Raw genomic sequence first — 18,114 nt, forward strand, 5'->3', positions numbered from 1 at the left:
TCACGACCGGTGTCCTCACCCCGGTCACGCTCGTCGGCTCGTGCCGACGCGTCAGGTGCACTACGTCGACGCGACGCGTCGCTCGTGCCCGGCGAGACGCTCAGCGTCATACGGAGATCCTTTGACCACCAATGCTTTTGCGCGCCTCGGCGTGCCCACGTCCCTGTCCTCCGTCCTGGAGGGCCAGGGCATCACCGAGCCGACGCCCATCCAGGCCGTCACCCTGCCGGACTCGCTCGCCGGCCGAGACGTGCTCGGCCGGGGTCGCACCGGCTCCGGCAAGACGTACGCGTTCCTGCTGCCGCTGGTGACCCGCCTCGCGGCGTCGCGCACCCGCCGCACGCCGAGCCGCCCCCGTGCGCTGATCCTCGCGCCGACCCGCGAGCTCGCCACGCAGATCGAGGCGTCCGCGGCGCCGCTCGTGGCAGCCGAGGGGCTGCGCACGCTCACCGTCTTTGGCGGGGTCGGGCAGGGCCCGCAGGTGTCGGCGCTCAAGCGGGGCATCGACATCCTCATCGCCTGCCCCGGCCGGCTGCAGGACCTCGTCCAGCAGGGGCTGTGCGACCTCGGGGGGATCGAGATCACGATCCTCGACGAGGCCGACCACATGGCCGACCTGGGCTTCCTGCCCACCGTCAAGCGTCTGCTGGACCGCACGCCCGAGCGCGGGCAGCGCATGCTCTTCTCCGCGACGCTGGACGCCGGGGTCGACGTGCTCGCCAAGCGCTACCTGCACGACCCGGTCACCCACCACGCCGACTCGGCGCAGTCGCCGGTGTCCGCGATGGAGCACCACGTGCTGCACGTCCACACCGACGACCGCCTGCCGGTGCTGGTCGACCTGACCGCGGGCCCCGGCCGCACGGTCGTGTTCACCCGCACCAAGTACGGCGCCAAGAAGCTCACCAAGCAGCTCAACCGCTCCGGCGTGCCGGCCGTCGAGCTGCACGGCAACCTCGGGCAGGGGGCGCGCACCCGCAACCTCGACGCGTTCCACTCCGGCACGGTCCAGACGCTCGTCGCCACCGACATCGCCGCCCGCGGCATCCACGTCGACGACGTCGCGCTGGTCATCCACGCCGACCCGCCGGTCGAGCACAAGGCCTATCTGCACCGCTCGGGCCGCACCGCGCGCGCCGGCGCCGCCGGCACCGTCGTCACGATGATGCTCGACGAGCAGGTCAAGGACGTCCGCGACCTGACCCGCGCCGCCGGCATCAAGCCGACCACCACGCGCGTCGGCCCGGACCACGCGCTCCTGCGCCGTCTCGTCCCGGGGGAGCGGACGTATGCCGCCCCCACCGACGCCACGGTCGTGTCCCCGGACGCCCAGCAGGGCCAGGGCCGTCGTGGCGGTCGCTCGGGCGGTGGCGCTCGTCAGGGTGGCGGCAACCGCTCCGGCCAGTCGCAGGGTCGCCGTCAGGGCTCCGGCTCAGGCGCGTCTCAGGGCAGTGGCTCCGGCGCCCGCCAGGGCGGCCAGCAGCGCCAGCAGGGCACCGGCCAGCCCCGCCAGGGCGCGGCCGGGGGAGCGGCCCGCGGCGGCTCCCGTCCGGCCCGCACCGGCGGCGCCGCGGCCTTCTCGGCCGGCTCGTCGGCAGGCCGTCGCAGCCGCTGACCGACCGCTCCTCGCGATTCGGTGATCGGTGCTGCGTCTGCTAGAGTTTCACGTCGTTGCCCCGGTGGTTCCCACCAGGCGCAGCACCACCTGTCCGGGTGGCGGAATGGCAGACGCGCTAGCTTGAGGTGCTAGTGTCCTTTATCGGACGTGGGGGTTCAAGTCCCCCCTCGGACACCACGAAAGTAGTTCCCATAGCTACACTTTCGCTTTGCTGAAGCTCCCGGCCGGATCCCATCTGGCCGGGAGCTTCGTCGTTGTGAGGCCGACACCCGCATGGTGGGTGTGCCCAGCGCGGCTGGCCTCCCAGGCGTCGGTGGCTCTGCGTCGGCCTCTGGTCCCTGTGGCCTGCGCATAGGCCATCATCGACGCGTGCATCGTGGTGTACCTGCCACGGTTCGGGACGGCCACGGATGGTTTGCCGGACGAGCCTGCGGCCGTGAGGGGCGACGGCGTCCGATGATGCGGAAGAAGCCCCCGGTCGACGTCGGGTTCTGGGATCGGTTGTCGTCGAGGATTCCCTCGACGACGCCGCGGTGGTCCACCTTGGAGGTGCACCGGGGACCTGGCTGGCCCCGCATCCCCACCTCTGCACGAGAAGCAATCCTGCCAATTGCTTGACACGGGAGAGGATGCTTAGATGAATCGTGTCCGAGCGGCCTTTGACAGGAAGGGCCAGCGAGGATCCGGGGGAAAGCGTGAAGACAACGAAGTGCGCGGCGGCAGTAGCGGTGTGCGTGATTGGTATCACGACCACCGGAACGGGGGTCGCTGCCTCTGCCTCACCAATTGCCGGCTCCGACCTCGATGCCATCAACGCTGCGAGCTCGCCGAGAACGTCTCGGTACATCGAGGCGAGTTCTCCGGAAGAGGCCGATCAGAAGCTGGCTTCGCTGGAGAGGGGAGGAGCGATGGCGCAGGCTGCCAATGTCCAATACGGCCCTTGCACCCTCTACCCGACGCCGACCTACCTGCGTACGTCGTCCGACAGGAAGAACGTCGGCGCCAAGCCGAGGACCGTGTGCAGCGTCCCGGTCACGTCCATCAACCATGCGAGCGACCTCCGATACAAATCGTTCATCTGGTGGAGGAAGGCCGGTCCCACCCATACCGGTGGCAACCGGGGCGTCGCAAAGTACGAGCAGAAGAACGTCGAGTACCGATGCGTCAGCAGTGAGCAGACGGGGTGGACTGGCACCACTGCTGGCACCATTGTTTACGCTGGTAAGACCTACTATGCGCGCGTGTACTTCGATGAACGGTCACTTGCGTGCGGTGGTTAAGGGGGGACCTTGAGGCGCGGTAGCTTTGCTCGGCGGCACACCACCGTTGACGATGTCCACGTCGTCTACGGCCGCGTCGCTCCTGGTCGTGACGAGCCAGTCATCGCCGTGGTGCGTCGCGAGGAGGACGCTCGCGCCCTTGAAGCGAAGGTGCTGGGGGAGTACCCCGAGGCGCGCGTGATGTGGGAGACCCTTCCGATGAGTCAGGTCTGCGACACCGTGCACATTGTGTTTCAGACCAGCGGCGAGCGCGACGCTCTCGACGTGGCGAATCCCGTCGGCGTTGGCGCCTTCGCAGATCGCACGACCGCCGAACGGGAGCGTGAGGCTCTCGCTTCCGACGGTCGGCACTACATCGTCGGGTCGTTCCCGCTCGGGTGGCGTCGTGCAGGCTGGCCCCGTGCCGCCGATTGACTGAGCCGGCGCCCACGATAGGGCCGTGGGGTCGAGGGTGAGCTCGGAGATGAGGTCATCGGAGGCGGCGCCCGACCCAACCGACTGGGGGTCTGTCGGTGGTGGCCACTAAAGTCTCGACCTGTCACGATGGACGTACGAGGAGGCCGCCGTGGGATCCTGAAGGCGGTCCGTGCGGGGACCGCCTCACCAAGCTCGCGGCGTTCTGACCCCCGTCCACGGCACGAGTCCACTCAGTCAGCCGCGGTGGAGCTCGTCAACGATGGCCAGTCGGCGCGGCTCTGGTCCCGGGGCCGGGGTCACGTCCCTTGCGGCTCGCGGAGATCACCAGTGTTCGTCGGTGCGGGTTATTCGTCCTGTGCGGAAGTCCGGGTCGCGGGCGAGGTCTGCCAGTGGGGAGGGATGCGTTCGTGTCGGATGGTCACGGGCCGACCCAGGTGCTGCTCGACGAGGTGGCACAGCTCGGGGCCTTCGATGGCCTGAAGGCGGGGATTGGCATCGATAATCCGCCGACCGGCCGGAGCGACCCAGGCAGTCGTGACCAGGATGGCTCGGGTGGCATGCTTCTCTCCCATCACGCCGAGGAGCTCGTGGACGGTGGCACGCTCGACCGCCTTGCTATACCGCTTTGCCTGCACGATGACTTCGCCACCGGTCCACTCGCCGGGGTCGACGACCACCGCATCGACGCCGGCGTCGTTGGAGCTGGTCGTGTGCCACCCACGAAGCCCCATCGCGAGGAAGAGGTCGCGCACGAGGTACTCGAAGTCTGTGGGACGCATCTCCAGCAGGTCGGTCCGGGAGTCGAAGGCGAATGACTCTTCCTGGTCCCCTGGGATGTTGAACATGCAGAGCTCATGACTGGTGAAGGGGGCCACCGGCTCGACCTCGTACGCGTTGCGACTCGCATGCGACCGCAGGACAGTCTCGACGCAGGCCGCCGGATCAAGTTCGGGGGCGTCGAGGTTGATCGAGTCCATGAGCGCCCGGTCAACCTTGGAGGTCACCATCGGGCGTCGTCCGCGCTGACCGGTGGCGGGGTCGACGGCATTGACGTCGACGCTGATCCACACCTGGTCCAGCAGGCCGGGCTCGACGGCGTCGAAAGTCTCGCGGAGGGCGCGCAGGGCGAGACGGGCGAGGTAGTTGCGATACAGCTGGCGGCGTTCACGGTCAGGACGATTCACGGGAGCGATGCCCCCGGCTCGGCGGACCTTGTAGGTCGAGTGCTCAGGGACCACGTCAGTCGGGCCGGGTGCCAAGACCACAACCAGAAGGCGGCGATTGGCGTCATCAGCCAGCACTTCGTATGACGTGCCCGGCTCCGCGGCCGTGTCCATCAGGGCCATGAGCCCAGGGAGGGAGTCCGATAGCGACATCGCAGAAATTGCTCCCACGACTCGGCGCTGAAGCACCCCCTCCAGCCGGTACACCCGGTCCTGGACGTGCTCGGTCATCATCTCCGCGTGTCGTCGGTCCTGCTCCTTCCTCGCGGCCTCGTGGTCAGCTGCGGCGCGTCTAGCCTCTTGCTGTGCTTCCCGCACGGCGCGCAGCCTTTCTCGTTCGGCCGAAGCTTCAGCGCGCTCCCTCTGTCGGGTCCTCGCCTGCACCTCACGCTCGATACGTCGCGCCTCGACCTCGGCCGCGCGAGTCTTCGCCTCTATGGCCTTCTGGACAGCCCTGGCTTCGCGTTCCTGTGCCCGCCGTCGACGCTCTGCCTCAGCGTCATCGACCGCACGCTGTCTGTTCCGCCGCTGCTGCTCGCGCTCGAGCTCCTTCTCCGCCGCGGCACGCGCTCGTGCGTTGGCGACCTCTCGGCGGTCGCGTTCCCGCGACGCCTCGCGATGGACTGCGGCTATCTGTTGAAGAAAGCCCTTGCGCCTCGCCATGGGAGAGCCTCCACGGATCAGGGGCCTTACCGCGACTCGGTCGCCGCAGCAGGAACAGCCCATTTCGGTGGCAGGGTACTGCCGTCAAAGCCGGCCAGCAGGTCGAGACGCCTTGTTGAGCAGCGCGCACACGTCGGTGCCGAGGCGGATGGCTGCCAGAATCAGCACGTGCAACGTCACACGTCAGGGGCGTTGGGCGGCGAGGAGCGCGTCGCGTAGCTCGCGGTCGACGGCATACAGGTAGAGCCCCCGGACACCGCGGGTGAGCAGGACGTTGAGCTCGTTGCGCAGCAAATCCTCGGCCACGGTTGCTTTACAGCCGTTGGCGAGGGTTCGCCGCTGCGTGGCGTTGCGGTTGGCGCTGGCCAATTGGTCAAAGACGATCCGCCCGTCGCGATAGGTCACGGACGGCCCGATGATGACGCCGGCGTAGTCCAGGTCGAAGCCTTGGACGGTGAAGGTCGACCCGATCTCGTCGATCGACCGTGGCCGCTCGGCCCACGATCGTCCCCGGAGGTCGCGGCGTTCAGCCGCGCTGTAGTCCAGCTGGAGGTTCCAGGGCACGCGGAAGGTGTCGATCTCGACATCCCACGTCTTCCCGTTGTTCCGCCGCTTCTCGACGAACTCCCAGTCGAAGGTCGCCGTCAGGCGAGACAGCCCGTGGCCCTCGTCCTCGGCCTTCTCCCGGATCGCGGCGTACAGCGCGTGGGGATCGTCGAAGACCTTGACCTCGTAGTTGGGGTCCTGGGGGATGTCGGACACCTGCCGCAGGTCCACGAGGTCCCGCACCCAGCGATAGGTCGCCTCAGACGACGTCATACGCATCTGCTCGTCGAGCTCGATGACCTGGGAAGCGCTGGCGCGGAGCTTACGGAGCTCGTCGGGCTCCCAGTACTGGTTGGTGGCCACCATCTGCTGCTGGTCGAAGATCGCCACGACCACCCGGGCGCGGCTGCGTAGGTCAGCGAGCTGGTTGGACCCGCGGTAGGACTGCTTGCCCTGCGTCCACAGGAGGTGGGCCTCGTCGACCAGAACCACGTCGACCGGATCCCGACCCTCGTCCCGGCTGTTGATGAACCTCGTCGGCTTGCTCACCCGGTCACCCGCGCGGCGCGACAAGCCGAGCTTGAGCGCGATCTGCTCGTAGACGGTGAGCTGCTGGTCGTGGTTGACCAGCAACCAGGCGTCGAGGTTCTCCAAGCCCGCCATCACGTCGCGGGCCACGTCCTCCATGAACAGGTCGTAGAACAGACTGCTGAGCAGGACCGTCTTGCCGGTGCCCGCAGACCCCTCGACGAGGATCAGCTGACCCGTGGCATTCGAGACGCGGGCATCCACGATCGCGTCGTGAATTCGGGCCTTCGCCGCAAGCTGCTGCTGGGTGAGCTTGTGGAAGGGCGATGCCTTGAACAGCGCCGACTCGCGCACGATCTTCTCGGTGGGGAACAGGACGTCGTCGTGCCGGCGCAGCTGGTTCCAGGTGTCACGGAACGCCGCATCGAGCAGGTCCCGGGAGTAGTAGTCGTTCTGGGGATTGTGCTTCCGGTTGTGCAGCCGCGCGACGGCGTCGGAGCCGTTGAGCCAGTGCATGAGACGGTTCTCCACGTCGAGCGTCATCGACTTGGTGAAGTGCTGGTGGCCGATCACGTACATCTGAGCGTCCGTGGCCTTGGCAAGATCCGCCCAGTCCTCCCGGACAAGGATGTCGGCGCGCAGGTGCTGCACGGTCCGGCTGCGGATGTCCGAGGTCTCCCCGACGTACACCTCGTAACGTCCGGCGCCATCGCCCTTGTGCACGACGTAGACGGTCGGGAAGTCCAGCAGGTGTCGCGCCAGACGACGCTCGTCGTCGGTGCCCGCCCGCTGCAGCTCCTCGACCAGGTCGGTGAGGGCGCTCTCGTGGAAGTGGATGCGCCTCACGAACGCCTTACCTGCCACGGGGCCTCCGGATCCTCTGCGACGTCGGGAGCGCCAGCCTACGAGGTGGCCCCACGTGCTGTGGGGCGCAGCGCCGTGACAGGCTCAGCCGTATGACGTCCAACGCCCCCCTCTCGGACCTCGCCGCCCGCGCCGCCGCCTTCACCGCGGAGCGCGACTGGGCGCAGTTCCACGACCCCAAGTCGCTGATCCTGGCGCTGACGGGGGAGGTGGGCGAGCTGGCAGAGCTGTTCCAGTGGGCCGCGCCCTCGGGTGAAGGCGTCTCGACCACCCGCGCCGGGGAGGAGATGGCTGACGTGCTGATCTATCTGCTGCACCTGGCGAACGCCCTCGACCTCGACCTCGGCGCTGCCGTCACGGCCAAGATGGACGCCAACGACGCGCGCTTCGCGGTGACGGACGTCAGGAGCACCGCACCTCGCAAGGCCTGACGCGGCGGCCTCGCAAGAGCCGAGCGGTCTGTCGGTGGTAGCGGCTAGCGTCGACCACGTAGCGAGAAGAACCACGGGAGGCCGCCATGGGAGACGCGATCGTTGAGAAACTCACGCGCGAACAGGCCGGGCAACAGTTGCACGCCATCGAGGCGCAGATCGGGCCTATCAGCGCCGCCCGTGCGCGATCCAGGGCGGGTCTCCTCACCAATACATAAGAAGACCTCCTGCTTTGGGCTGACTCGCTGCGTTGGCTCCTCGCCGACCAGTGAAGACCGTGGACGGGAGGTGAGCGCCGGGCCTGAGGCCGTTGGTCGTGGCGGTGGCCGGGGGTGCGTCATACGGAAGGGATAGGGTCGGGGGCATGACCGACTCGAGCGCCCAGACGACCGTGACGGACCCGACGCACGAGGTCGCGCGCATCTGCCGCGACCTCATCCGGATCGACTCCAGCAACTACGGCGACGGGTCGGGGCCGGGGGAGCGGGCCTGCGCGGAGTACGTCATGGAGCAGCTCACCGAGGTGGGGTTGGACCCCTTCTACGCCGAGTCCGAGGACAAGCGGGCCAACGTGTCGGTGCGCGTCGAGGGCAGCGACCGCGAGCGGCCCGCGTTGGTCGTGCACGGCCACCTCGATGTCGTGCCCGCCGACGGGGGGGACTGGTCGGTGGACCCGTTCAGCGCCGAGGTCAAGGACGGCTGCATCTGGGGACGCGGCGCCGTGGACATGAAGGACATGGACGCCATGATCCTGGCCAACCTGCGCCACCTCGCCCGCACCGGCACCAAGCCGCCGCGCGACGTGGTCTTCACCTTCTTCGCCGACGAGGAGGCGGGCGGCGTCAAGGGGTCCAGCTGGATGGTCGACCACCACCCCGAGCTGTTCGAGGGCGCCAGCGAGGCGATCAGCGAGGTCGGCGGCTACTCCGTCACCATCCCGCGCAAGGACACCGGCGATCAGGTGCGCGCCTATCTCCTGCAGACCGCTGAGAAGGGCATCGCCTGGCTGCGCCTGACCGCCCACGGTCGCGCCGGCCACGGCTCGGTCCCCAACGACGACAACGCGATCGTGCACCTCGCCCAGGCGATCGAGCGCATCAACGCCCACAAGTGGCCGCGCACCTACATCGCCAGCGTCCGCGAGCTGCTCGACGGGCTGTCGTCCGTGACGGGCACGGGCTACACCGACGAGGACGCGAGCGAGCTCCTCGAGCACATCGGCGGCGCACGGGGATTCGTGCTCGGCACGCTGCAGGACACGAGCAGCTTCACGATGCTCGACAGCGGCTACAAGCACAACGTCATCCCGCAGACCGCCTCCGCGACCCTGGACTGCCGCTTCCTGCCTGGCCACGAGGACGAGCTCATGGACACCGTCCGAGCCCTCGCCGGCGACCGGGTCGAGGTCTCGGTCCACCACCGCGACACCGCGCTCGAGGCCCCCTTTGGCAGCGACCTCGTGGATCGTATGGCGGACGCCCTGCAGGCCGAGGACCCCGGATCGCTGCTGCTCCCGTACTGCCTGTCCGGCGGCACCGACAACAAGGCGCTGTCGCGGCTGGGGATCACGGGCTACGGCTTCGCCCCGCTGCGCCTGCCCGCCGACCTGGACTTCGTGGGGATGTTCCACGGCATCGACGAGCGGATCCCCGTGGATTCCCTGGAGTTCGGGACGCGCGTGCTGCAGCGGCTGCTCGCCACCTGCTGAGCCGTAGGCCGACTCAGGCGGTGCGGGTCACCCGGATGACGCGCCGCCGGATCTCGGCCCGTCGCACGCCTCCCCAGTAGAGCGACATCTTGGTCAGCTCCCAGTGGCCGTACTCCGCCTCGTCGGTCAGCGCCTGCCGGATCTCGCCGCGGCTGGCGTCCCGGCGGAACGTCACGGTGCGGTACTCGTACTCCGGCATACGGCTCGGCTCCCTCCATGTCCCACGGTCCCACGGTCCCGACACGCCAGATCCCGGCTCCGGCCCGTCCCTCGGCACCACCATGCCATGAACCCCCAGGTCCCATGGCTGTCGTCCGCGCCGACGGGGTAACGTCTGTCCCATGAGCACCGAGCCGCGCGCCGCCCTCGCCACCTTCATCTCCGCGATCGAGCGTCACTTCGAGGCTGCGGCCTCGCGCCGTGGCGACGACGACCCCGCCGTGGTCAACGCCTACCAGGAGCTCGCCGACGCGTTCGAGGCCTACGACGAGGCCCTCGACGACGCGTTCGGCGAGGTCACGCCGCTCGGCATCTACACCGACGACGACGATGACGACGAGGACGGCCCCTACGTCGGCCTCGACGACGAGGGCTACGACGACGACGACGACGACGAGGACGACGACGAGGACGAGGACGACGAGGAGGACGGCGACGACCGCCGCCCCGGCCGCTGATGGCTTCTCGCCATACCGGCTGGTCGTCCACCACCGCACCGGCCGCCCCGCGCGCCTGACAACGCCGAGATCCACCCGGATCTCGGCGTTGTCAGCGTTCATGGAGCCGACAGGGGCCACAATGGTTGGCGGCCCACCAAGCGCGGGCCGCCCCCACTCACCGACGCGAAAGCGAAGCACGTGTCTGCCCTGAGCTATCTGGACTCGATCATCCTCGGCATCGTCGAGGGCGTCACCGAGTACCTCCCCGTCTCCTCGACCGGCCACCTCACCATCGCCGAGAAGATGCTCGGCTTGCCGATCGACGACCCGGCCATCACGTCGTTCACCGCCGTCATCCAGCTCGGGGCGATCCTCGCGACGCTCATCTACTTCTGGGGCAAGATCAAGGCGATGTTCCTCGCCTGGGTCGCCGGGCTCCGCGACCCGGCGGCTCGTGACCGGCAGGACTACTCGCTCGCGTGGGCCGTCATCGTCGGCTCGATCCCCGTCGTCGTCGCCGCCCTGCTCTTCAAGGACCTGATCAAGGGGCCGCTGCGCAGCCTGTGGGTCGTCGCCGGCGCGCTGGTCCTGTGGAGCATCGTGATCTGGGCGGGGGAGCGCTACCACGCGCGGCTCGTCGCCGCCGGCCAGGACCGCCCCGAGGGCAGCCGCGTCACCGTCAAGGACGGGGTGATCATCGGCCTCATGCAGTGCTTCTCGCTGGTCCCCGGAGTGTCGCGCTCCGGCACCACGATCACCGCCGGCCTGTTCCGCGGCCTCGACCGGGTCACCGCGACCGAGCTGTCCTTCTTCATGGCGATCCCCGCACTGGTCGGCGCCGGCCTCTACGAGCTCAAGGACGTCAACACCTCCGTCGTCGGCCTCGGCCAGCTGGCGGTCGGCACGATCGTGTCCTTCGTCGTGGCCTACGCCTCGATCGCCTGGCTGCTGAAGTTCGTGAAGAACAACAGCCTGATGTTCTTCGTCTCGTGGCGCGTGCTGGTCGGCGCGGCCGTGCTGGTCGCCCTGGCCGCCGGGTGGATGTCCGCAACCTGATCGCCGGGCCTCACGCCGTATGCCGGAACCGGTCGCCTCACGACGAGGCGGCCGGTTCTCGGCATACGGCCCTTGAGCACGGTGGGGGCCACGGCCAACGCGCGTCGGGGACGAGGTGCGTCGCACCAGCAGTTTGGTCACGTCAGGCGCCCCGAGGCGTGGCGAAAGTGCGTCGCACCAGCAGTTTGGCCACGTCAGGCACCCCGAGGCGTGGCGAAAGTGCCTCGCACCAGCAGTTTGGCCACGTCAGGCGTCACGTGTGGCAAGTCCGCCCGTCGGCGGTCACCTCAGCCCGGCCGTCGGGCGGATCGAGGTCTCAGAGCCACCCGGAGCGCTTGAACAGGCGGTAGAGGAACGTGCAGCCCGTCACCATCAGCGCCATCACCACGAAGTAGCCGTAGTAGAACTCGTGCCCGCCCACGTCGACGCTGGCCTTGAGCTCGGGCATGTATTCGAAGTTCTGGCCGTAGATCCCGGCGATCATCGTGGGGAGGACGCCGATCGCGGCCCACGCGGAGATCTTGCGCATGTCCTCGTTCTGCTTGACGCCGATCTGCGCGAGGTGGGCGTTGAGCACGTCGGTGAGCAGCCGGTCGTAGGACTCGACGTGGTCGTTGACCTTGAGCAGGTGGTCGAGCACGTCGGCGAAGAACGGGCGAGCAGCCTTGTGCACCACCGGGACCGAGCGGTCCTTGGCGAGGCGGCGCACCGGCTCGGCCAGCGGCACCGAGGCCCGCTTGAACTCCAGCACCTCACGCTTGAGCTCATAGATCTCGGACGCGTGGTCGCCCTTGGCGCCGCCGAAGATGTCGCGCTCGATCCGGTCGAGGTCGTCGTCCAGCTCCGCGTCGATCACCAGGTAGTTGTCGACGATGGAGTCGAGCACGGAGTAGAGCACCGCCGCGGGGCCGTGGGCCAGGTGCTCCGGCGCCAGCTCGAGGCGCGCGCGGACGCCGGCCAGGGGGTTGGCCTCGCCGCTGCGGACCGTGAGGGCGAACTTGTCGCCGACGAACAGCATGACCTCGCCGGTCTCGACGTCGCTCGTGCGCTCCACGTAGCGCAGCGTCTTGACCACCATGAAGATCGTGTCGTCGTAGATGTCGAGCTTGGCGCGCTGCTCGCCGGTGAGCGCGTCCTCCACGGCCAGGGGGTGCAGCCCGAGCTCGTCGTTGACGAGGGCGAACTCCTCGTCGGTCGGGTCCTTGAGCCCGATCCACAAGAACCCGTCGTCGGCGCGGTCCCGCAGCGCGGCGAGCTCCTCGCTCAGGTCCCCGCAGGGCATCCGGCGGCCGTGGCGGTAGAGAGCTTGGTCGACGATCACAACCAGCAAGGGTACGGCCTGCAGGGTCGCGAGGCTGCGGGACCGTCGAGCCGAGGGGCGGTGGCGCGTGGCACAGTGGTGCGGTGCCCACGCTGCTGCTCGTCCGTCACGGACGCACCGACGCCAACGCGACCGGACTGCTCGCCGGCTGGACCGAGGGGGTCGGCCTCGACGACCAGGGACGAGCCCAGGCGCGCGACCTCGCGACCCGCCTCGCCGGGCTGCCCATCCGGCTTGCCGCCGTCTCCCCGCTGCAGCGCTGCCAGGAGACCGCCGACGAGCTGTATGCCGCTGCGCGGGCGCACAACGGCGGCTGGGGCGAGGCGCGCCGGGTGACGGTGGACGCGATCGGGGAGTGCCACTACGGCGCGTGGACCGGGCGTCCGCTCGCCGAGCTCGCCCAGGAGGACCTGTGGCGCACCGTGCAGGACCACCCGTCGCGGGCGCGCTTCCCGGCGTCGCAGGAGCACGCGAGCGAGTCCATCGCCGACCTGCAGCACCGCGCCGTCGCCGCCGTCCGCGATCTGGACCGTCTCGTCGAGGCCGAGCACGGGCCCGACGCCGTGTGGCTGCTCGTCAGCCACGGAGACGTGATCAAGGCGATCCTGGCCGACGCCGCCGGGTCGCACCTCGACCTGTTCCAACGGTTCGTCGTGGGCCCTGCGTCCCTGTCAGTGATCCGCTACACGGCGACGCGGCCTTTCGTCATACGCCTCAACGACGGAGGCCATGACCTCTCCGGGCTGGCCCCCACCCACCCGAAGGACGAGACTGCGCGCGGTGATGCCGCCGTGGGCGGTGGGACGGCTTAGGGTCGGGACATGCCGCAGCAGATCTTCGACCCGCCCGAGAGGTTCGTCTCCGGGACCGTCGGGCCGCCCGGGCAGCGCACGTTCTTTCTCCAGGCCGCGGGCCGCGGCCGGCTGACGAGCATGTCCTTGGAGAAGCAGCAGGTCCAGATCCTCGCCGACCGCTGCAACGACCTGCTCGACCTGCACGCCCCCCTCACCGGCTCCGACGCCGCCGCCGCGCGACTCGTCGACAACGAGCCGCTCGGCACCCCCATCGAGGACGAGTTCCGCGTGCAGAGCATCGGGCTCGCGTACGACGACCACCGCGACGTCGTGATCATCGACTGCTCCGACGGCGACCTCGAGGAGCAGCCCGACCCCGAGGACCTGGCCGCCCTCGGGCTGGACGACGCCGTGCCCAGCGACCCGCAGGTCGTGCGCGTCGTGCTGACGCCGGCCGCGGCGCGAGCCTTTGCCCGCCGATCGCTGGCGCTGGTGGCGGCGGGGCGCGCGCCCTGCCCCTTCTGCGGTGAGCCGCTCGATCCCGAGGGGCACATCTGTCCGCGCGCCAACGGCTACAAGCGGTGACGTGAGTCCTGACGAGACGCCGGGCGAGGAGGCGCGCGAGGAGGCGCGCCAGGCGTCGGGTGAGATCCCGCCCGAGCTGATGCTGCCCAACCCGGTGGTCGACCCGACGGACCGGGCCGCCGTCGAGGCCATGCTCGGACGCCTGGCGGGAGAGGAGCTGCGCCTGGTGGGGCAGCTGGTGGAGGCGTCCAACGGCGTGTTCCTCGGGCTGGTGGGGGACGGCGAGGACGAGAGCGGGCGGGCGCCGATCCGCGTGATCTACAAGCCGACGCGCGGCGAACGCCCGCTGCACGACTTCCCGCCGGGGACGCTGGCGCAGCGCGAGACGGCGGCGTTCCTGGTGTCGCACGAGGGCGGGTATGCCGTCGTGCCGCCGACCGTCCTGCGCGAGGGGCCCCTCGGCCCCGGGTCGGTGCAGCTGTGGATCGACCACGACGCGGACGCAAGCCCGATGGTCGACCTGGTCGCACCCGACGCGATCGGGGAGGGCGTGATCCCGGTGTTCACGGGGGAGACCCCGGCCGGCGAGCAGGTCGTGGTCGTGCACCGGGACGACGAGGCGGCGGCGCGGTTCGCGGCATACGACTGCGTGGTCAACAACGCCGACCGCAAGGGCTCGCACGTCCTGGTCGACCCGACCGGTCGCGCGTGGGGGATCGACCACGGGATCACGCTGCACGCCGAGCCCAAGCTGCGGACCGTGCTGTGGGGCTGGGTCGGTGACCCGCTGCCCGCGGCCGAGGTGGAGCGCCTGTCGCTGCTGGAGTCGCTGCTCGGCGAACCCGGGTCCGCGCTGGTGCAGGGGCTGGTGGGGCTGCTGAGCGAGGACGAGATCGCGTCGCTGGCGGCGCGCGTGTCGGCGCTGCTGGCGGCCGGCACCTATCCCGAGCCGAACCCCGGGCACTACCCGATCCCCTGGCCCCCACTCTGACCTACCGGGGGTAGGGGCATCGACCGGGCTTCGTTCGCCAGGCTCATGATCCCGCCGGGGGTGGGGGCATCGACCGGGCTTCGTTCGCCAGGCTCATGATCCCGCCGGGGGTGGGGGCATCGACCGGGCTTCGTTCGCCAGGCTGATGATCCCGCCCCCGGTAGGTCTGGACGCGGGCAGGGGGTTGTCCGCGGGCGCCGCTAGGCTCTGCGCGTGAAGTCCTGGCCCGCACCCGCCGTCCCGCCCGTCCCCGGCAGCCCGCTGCCCGTACGCCTCCACGACACAGCGCGAGGCGAGGTGGTCGAGCTGTCACCCGGCCCAACGGCCCGGATCTACTGCTGCGGGATCACGCCCTACGACGCGACCCACATGGGCCACGCGGCGACCTACGTCACCTTCGACCTGCTCGGGCGCGCGCTGCGCCAGGCGGGGCACGAGGTGCACTACACGCAAAACATCACCGACGTCGACGACCCCCTGCTCGAGCGGGCCGCCCGCGACGGTGTCGACTGGACCGCGTTGGCCACCAAGGAGATCCAGCTCTTTCGCGATGACATGACCGCGTTGCGGGTGCTGCCGCCCGACCACTACGTCGGCGTCGTCGAGTCGGTCGAGGCCATCGCCGACCAGGTGGCCCAGCTCGTCGAGACGGGGGCGGCATACCCCGTGCCGGTGCCCGAGGGCGAGCATGACCTGGTGCGCGAGGGCGCGGCCGACTACTACCTCGACCTGGCGCAGCAGGAGAGCTTCGGCGAGGTGTCGGGGTGGAGCCGCGACCAGATGATGAGCGTGTATGCCGACCGCGGCGGCGACCCCGACCGGGCCGGCAAGCGCGACCCCCTCGACCCGCTGCTGTGGCGCGCGGAGCGGCGCGGCGAACCCGCCTGGGCCGGAGGGCTGCTGGGCTGCGGCCGACCGGGCTGGCACATCGAGTGCACCACCATCGCGCTGGACACGCTCGGCATGGGCTTCGACGTGCAGGGCGGCGGCACCGACCTGATCTTTCCCCACCACGAGATGTCCGCTGTCCAGGCCGCCGGGCTGACAGGGGAGCGTGGGTTCGCGCAGGCCTACCTCCACCAGGCGATGGTCGGCCTCGACGGCGCCAAGATGAGCAAGTCCAAGGGCAACCTCGTGCTTGTGTCCCGGCTCCGCGAGACGGGCGTCGACCCTATGGCGGTGCGGCTGGTGCTGCTCGACCAGCACTACCGCACCGACTGGGACTGGACCGAAGACCTGCTCGCGCGGGCCCAGGACCGCCTCGACCGCTGGCGCGTCGCCGTCGCGCGTGAGGCGGCACCGGATGCGGATGAAGTCGTGGCCCAAGTCCGCGCCGCCCTGTGCCAGGACCTCGACACCCCGGCCGCGCTGGCCGCCGTCGACGCGTGGGCCGCCGCGAGCGGGACGGATGCGCGAGCGGGCACCCAGGTCGCGGCTGCGCTGGACGCGCTGCTCGGCGTCGACGTGCGCTGACCCCGCACAAACGGGTTGACGGTCGGCATACGGCCTTGGCAGGCTGACCCGCAGTGGCGCCGTCCGACGCCCAGCCCGCGCACCGGTCCCCAGCCCGTGCCGCACCGGGCCAAGGGGATCAGATCCTCGGACGAGCAACCACCACATCGTCGGCGACCCGCTGCGCGCGTGGGCTGGGGCACGCAGGCGCAGCGTCGAGGACCCACGATGACCCAGGACGCAGACCTCAAGACCGTCATCCGCGCGCGCATGGAGCGCACCGGTGAGACCTACACCGCGGCGCAGGCGGCCGTGCTCGCCCTCCCGCCCCCCGAGGTGACCCGCGCCGTCGACGAGATCGCCCGGCTGGTGCGGCCGTTCGTCGACGGGGAGCGGATCGTGTCGATCCCCGTCAAGAGGCGCCGGCGGGTGGCCGTGCTGCTGCACCTGCTCAGCCGGTTCGAGATCGGGCGGTCGTATGCCGAGAGCGAGGTCACCGCGATCCTCGGCGCGGCGCACGAGGACCACGCCTGGCTGCGGCGCGAGCTGGTGAACTACCGCTACCTGCACCGGGACTCGGGGATCTATCGGGTCACGACGAGCGTGCCCGAGCGCGACGCCACCGAGGCGCAGGAGATCCCGGTGGACGAGGCGGCGTTCCTGCGCAGCCTGCGCACCCACCGCGGGCAGGTCCAGGCGCCGGGGTAGCAGGGGCGGCGAAGCTGCGTCGAGCCAGCACCTTCAGCACGCCATGCGGGCCTGCACATGACAAAGCTGCGTCGAGCCAGCACCTTTAGCACGCCACGCGGGCCTGCACGTGACAACGCTGTGTCGAGCCAGCGCCTTCGTCACGTGAGGGCGGCCTCGTGGCCCGGACACTCGGCGCGGCGACGGCGACCACGAGTGCCGCGGGCCGCCTCCGGCATACGGCCACGCTCACCCCGCGCCATTGGTCACCAATGACGTTTTGGATCGTTCCAAAGGGGTGCGATCCGATCATTGGTGACCAATGGCGCCAGTAGGGCGAGCGGGGGCGGGATCATCCGCCTGGGGCACGGAGGCCGGCTGATGCCCTTACCGGGGGCGGGATCATCCGCCTGGGGGACGGAGGCCGGTCGATGCCCTTACCCCCGGTAGGTCAGTGCTTGCCGGGCGGGGTGCCGGGGCCGTCGGTGTCGCGGCGACGCAGGAACTTCTCGAACTCGCGCGCGATCGCCTCGCCGCTCGCCTCGGGCAGGTCCGCCGTGTCCTGCGCCTCCTCCAACGACGAGATGTACTCCGCCACGTCCTCGTCGCCCGACGCCAGCTCGTCGACGCCGTGCTGCCAGGCCACCGCGTCGTCGGGGAAGTCGCCCCGCGGGATCGTGATGTCCAGCAGCTCCTCCAGGCGTCCGAGCAGCGCCAGCGAGGCCTTGGGGGAGGGCGCCGACCCGGCATAGTGCGGGATCGCGGCCCAGGCGCTGACCGCCGGCATACCGATCTGCTCGGCCGCCAGGTTGAGCACCCCCACGATCCCGGACGGTCCCTCGTAGCCGGACGGCGAGATGTCGAACCGGTGCGCGAGCTCGGAGCTCTCGGAGGTGACGTCCGTGCCGATGGGGCGGGTGTGCGGGATGGGCGCCAGGTAGGCGCCGAGCGTGATGAGCAGCTCCACGCCGGCCTGCTCGGCGAGGTCCAGCAGCTCCTCGGTGAACGCACGCCACCGCACGGACGGCTCGATGCCCTCGACGAGCAGGACGTCGCGGTCCTCGCCGTGCAGCGTCGCGTGCAGGATCCGCGTCGTCGGCCAGGTCACGAGCCGCTCGCCGTCCTGGCTGACGATGCGCGGACGCGTCACCTGGAAGTCGTAGTACTCCTCCGGGTCGATCGCGGCGACGGGCTCGGCGTCCCACGCCTGCGACAGATGCGACACGAGGTCGGTGGCGGCCTCGCCGGCGTCGTTCCACCCCTCGAAGGCGGCGATCATGACGGGTCGCCGCAGCGGCGGTAGGTCATCGAACTGGATCACGCGCACTCCTGGTGGACCGACTGGTGGACT

The 18,114-nt window shown here is 70.0% G+C and carries 17 protein-coding genes and 1 tRNA gene; 13 read left to right on the plus strand and 5 right to left on the minus strand.

The genetic code is table 11. The annotated features are described in order from the left end of the window. Positions 1 to 121 precede the first annotated feature (121 nt). The 4 genes from ACF3NS_RS11805 to ACF3NS_RS11820 all read left to right on the plus strand — a co-directional run bounded on the left by ACF3NS_RS11805 (position 122) and on the right by ACF3NS_RS11820 (position 3,312). Entirely contained in the window at positions 122 to 1,615 is a 1,494-nt protein-coding gene (locus ACF3NS_RS11805; protein WP_392466229.1) for a DEAD/DEAH box helicase, read from the plus strand. A gap of 92 nt (positions 1,616 to 1,707) precedes the next feature. Then, positions 1,708 to 1,795 (plus strand) — tRNA-Leu (locus ACF3NS_RS11810). Positions 1,796 to 2,313: 518 nt separating this feature from the next. Next, positions 2,314 to 2,898: a hypothetical protein gene (locus tag ACF3NS_RS11815; protein ID WP_392466232.1), complete on the plus strand. Its 585-nt coding sequence runs from the start codon at positions 2,314 to 2,316 to the stop codon at positions 2,896 to 2,898. Positions 2,899 to 2,907: 9 nt separating this feature from the next. Further along, entirely contained in the window at positions 2,908 to 3,312 is a 405-nt protein-coding gene (locus ACF3NS_RS11820) for a hypothetical protein (protein ID WP_392466234.1), read from the plus strand. Between the two features lie 347 nt (positions 3,313 to 3,659). Here the strand turns inward: ACF3NS_RS11820 and ACF3NS_RS11825 are convergent, their stop codons facing one another. Both ACF3NS_RS11825 and ACF3NS_RS11830 read right to left on the minus strand, forming a co-directional pair. Beyond that, complete coding sequence (locus ACF3NS_RS11825) at positions 3,660 to 5,201, minus strand: restriction endonuclease (protein ID WP_392466235.1); 1,542 nt, start codon at positions 5,199 to 5,201, stop codon at positions 3,660 to 3,662. A gap of 183 nt (positions 5,202 to 5,384) precedes the next feature. Further along, a complete protein-coding gene (locus ACF3NS_RS11830) occupies positions 5,385 to 7,139 on the minus strand; it encodes a DNA/RNA helicase domain-containing protein (protein ID WP_392466236.1) in 1,755 nt (584 codons plus the stop codon). Between the two features lie 92 nt (positions 7,140 to 7,231). Between ACF3NS_RS11830 and ACF3NS_RS11835 the strand changes: the two genes are divergently transcribed. After that, entirely contained in the window at positions 7,232 to 7,570 is a 339-nt protein-coding gene (locus ACF3NS_RS11835) for a nucleotide pyrophosphohydrolase (protein ID WP_392466239.1), read from the plus strand. Between the two features lie 364 nt (positions 7,571 to 7,934). Next, positions 7,935 to 9,278, plus strand: coding sequence for a M20/M25/M40 family metallo-hydrolase (locus ACF3NS_RS11840; protein ID WP_392466241.1), 1,344 nt, complete (start codon positions 7,935 to 7,937; stop codon positions 9,276 to 9,278). 13 nt (positions 9,279 to 9,291) lie between these two features. On the opposite strand, the gene ACF3NS_RS11845 is transcribed toward ACF3NS_RS11840, so the two are convergent. Continuing rightward, the gene (locus ACF3NS_RS11845) at positions 9,292 to 9,477 is read right to left on the minus strand and encodes a DUF5703 family protein (RefSeq protein WP_392466242.1); all 186 of its coding nucleotides are present in this window, start codon (positions 9,475 to 9,477) and stop codon (positions 9,292 to 9,294) included. 142 nt (positions 9,478 to 9,619) lie between these two features. On the opposite strand from ACF3NS_RS11845, the gene ACF3NS_RS11850 reads away from it, so the two are divergent. Together ACF3NS_RS11850 and ACF3NS_RS11855 are read left to right on the plus strand one after the other, a co-directional pair. Next, the gene (locus ACF3NS_RS11850) at positions 9,620 to 9,955 is read left to right on the plus strand and encodes a primosomal protein (protein ID WP_392466244.1); all 336 of its coding nucleotides are present in this window, start codon (positions 9,620 to 9,622) and stop codon (positions 9,953 to 9,955) included. Positions 9,956 to 10,135: 180 nt separating this feature from the next. Next, complete coding sequence (locus tag ACF3NS_RS11855; protein WP_392466246.1) at positions 10,136 to 10,993, plus strand: undecaprenyl-diphosphate phosphatase; 858 nt, start codon at positions 10,136 to 10,138, stop codon at positions 10,991 to 10,993. Between the two features lie 316 nt (positions 10,994 to 11,309). On the opposite strand, the gene corA is transcribed toward ACF3NS_RS11855, so the two are convergent. After that, complete coding sequence (gene corA, locus ACF3NS_RS11860) at positions 11,310 to 12,314, minus strand: magnesium/cobalt transporter CorA (protein WP_392466249.1); 1,005 nt, start codon at positions 12,312 to 12,314, stop codon at positions 11,310 to 11,312. An 83-nt stretch (positions 12,315 to 12,397) separates the two neighbouring features. On the opposite strand from corA, the gene ACF3NS_RS11865 reads away from it, so the two are divergent. The 5 genes from ACF3NS_RS11865 to ACF3NS_RS11885 all read left to right on the plus strand — a co-directional run bounded on the left by ACF3NS_RS11865 (position 12,398) and on the right by ACF3NS_RS11885 (position 16,784). Then, positions 12,398 to 13,126, plus strand: a complete 729-nt coding sequence (locus ACF3NS_RS11865; protein ID WP_392466251.1) for an MSMEG_4193 family putative phosphomutase — start codon at positions 12,398 to 12,400, stop codon at positions 13,124 to 13,126. Positions 13,127 to 13,135: 9 nt separating this feature from the next. Then, the gene (locus ACF3NS_RS11870; protein WP_392466253.1) at positions 13,136 to 13,693 is read left to right on the plus strand and encodes a DUF3090 domain-containing protein; all 558 of its coding nucleotides are present in this window, start codon (positions 13,136 to 13,138) and stop codon (positions 13,691 to 13,693) included. 1 nt (position 13,694) lies between these two features. After that, entirely contained in the window at positions 13,695 to 14,624 is a 930-nt protein-coding gene (locus ACF3NS_RS11875; protein WP_392466256.1) for an SCO1664 family protein, read from the plus strand. Between the two features lie 213 nt (positions 14,625 to 14,837). Then, complete coding sequence (gene mshC / locus ACF3NS_RS11880; RefSeq protein WP_392466258.1) at positions 14,838 to 16,097, plus strand: cysteine--1-D-myo-inosityl 2-amino-2-deoxy-alpha-D-glucopyranoside ligase; 1,260 nt, start codon at positions 14,838 to 14,840, stop codon at positions 16,095 to 16,097. Between the two features lie 207 nt (positions 16,098 to 16,304). Continuing rightward, positions 16,305 to 16,784, plus strand: coding sequence for a DUF2087 domain-containing protein (locus ACF3NS_RS11885; RefSeq protein WP_154592801.1), 480 nt, complete (start codon positions 16,305 to 16,307; stop codon positions 16,782 to 16,784). A gap of 430 nt (positions 16,785 to 17,214) precedes the next feature. On the opposite strand, the gene ACF3NS_RS11890 is transcribed toward ACF3NS_RS11885, so the two are convergent. Further along, positions 17,215 to 18,084 carry a PAC2 family protein gene (locus tag ACF3NS_RS11890; protein ID WP_289033810.1) on the minus strand — a complete coding sequence of 290 codons (870 nt, stop codon included), beginning with the start codon at positions 18,082 to 18,084 and terminating at the stop codon, positions 17,215 to 17,217. Positions 18,085 to 18,114 lie beyond the last annotated feature (30 nt).

Origin of the sequence: Arsenicicoccus cauae (genome assembly GCF_043162025.1) — a bacterium.
Lineage (GTDB): Bacteria > Actinomycetota > Actinomycetes > Actinomycetales > Dermatophilaceae > Arsenicicoccus > Arsenicicoccus cauae.

Coding starts and splice junctions, on each gene's coding strand:
- ACF3NS_RS11885 (WP_154592801.1), top strand. CDS start 16,305: ATGACCCAGGACGCAGACCTCAAGACCGTCATCCGCGCGCGCATGGAG.
- ACF3NS_RS11850 (WP_392466244.1), top strand. CDS start 9,620: ATGAGCACCGAGCCGCGCGCCGCCCTCGCCACCTTCATCTCCGCGATC.
- ACF3NS_RS11845 (WP_392466242.1), bottom strand. CDS start 9,477: ATGCCGGAGTACGAGTACCGCACCGTGACGTTCCGCCGGGACGCCAGC.
- ACF3NS_RS11840 (WP_392466241.1), top strand. CDS start 7,935: ATGACCGACTCGAGCGCCCAGACGACCGTGACGGACCCGACGCACGAG.
- ACF3NS_RS11835 (WP_392466239.1), top strand. CDS start 7,232: ATGACGTCCAACGCCCCCCTCTCGGACCTCGCCGCCCGCGCCGCCGCC.
- ACF3NS_RS11825 (WP_392466235.1), bottom strand. CDS start 5,201: ATGGCGAGGCGCAAGGGCTTTCTTCAACAGATAGCCGCAGTCCATCGC.
- ACF3NS_RS11870 (WP_392466253.1), top strand. CDS start 13,136: ATGCCGCAGCAGATCTTCGACCCGCCCGAGAGGTTCGTCTCCGGGACC.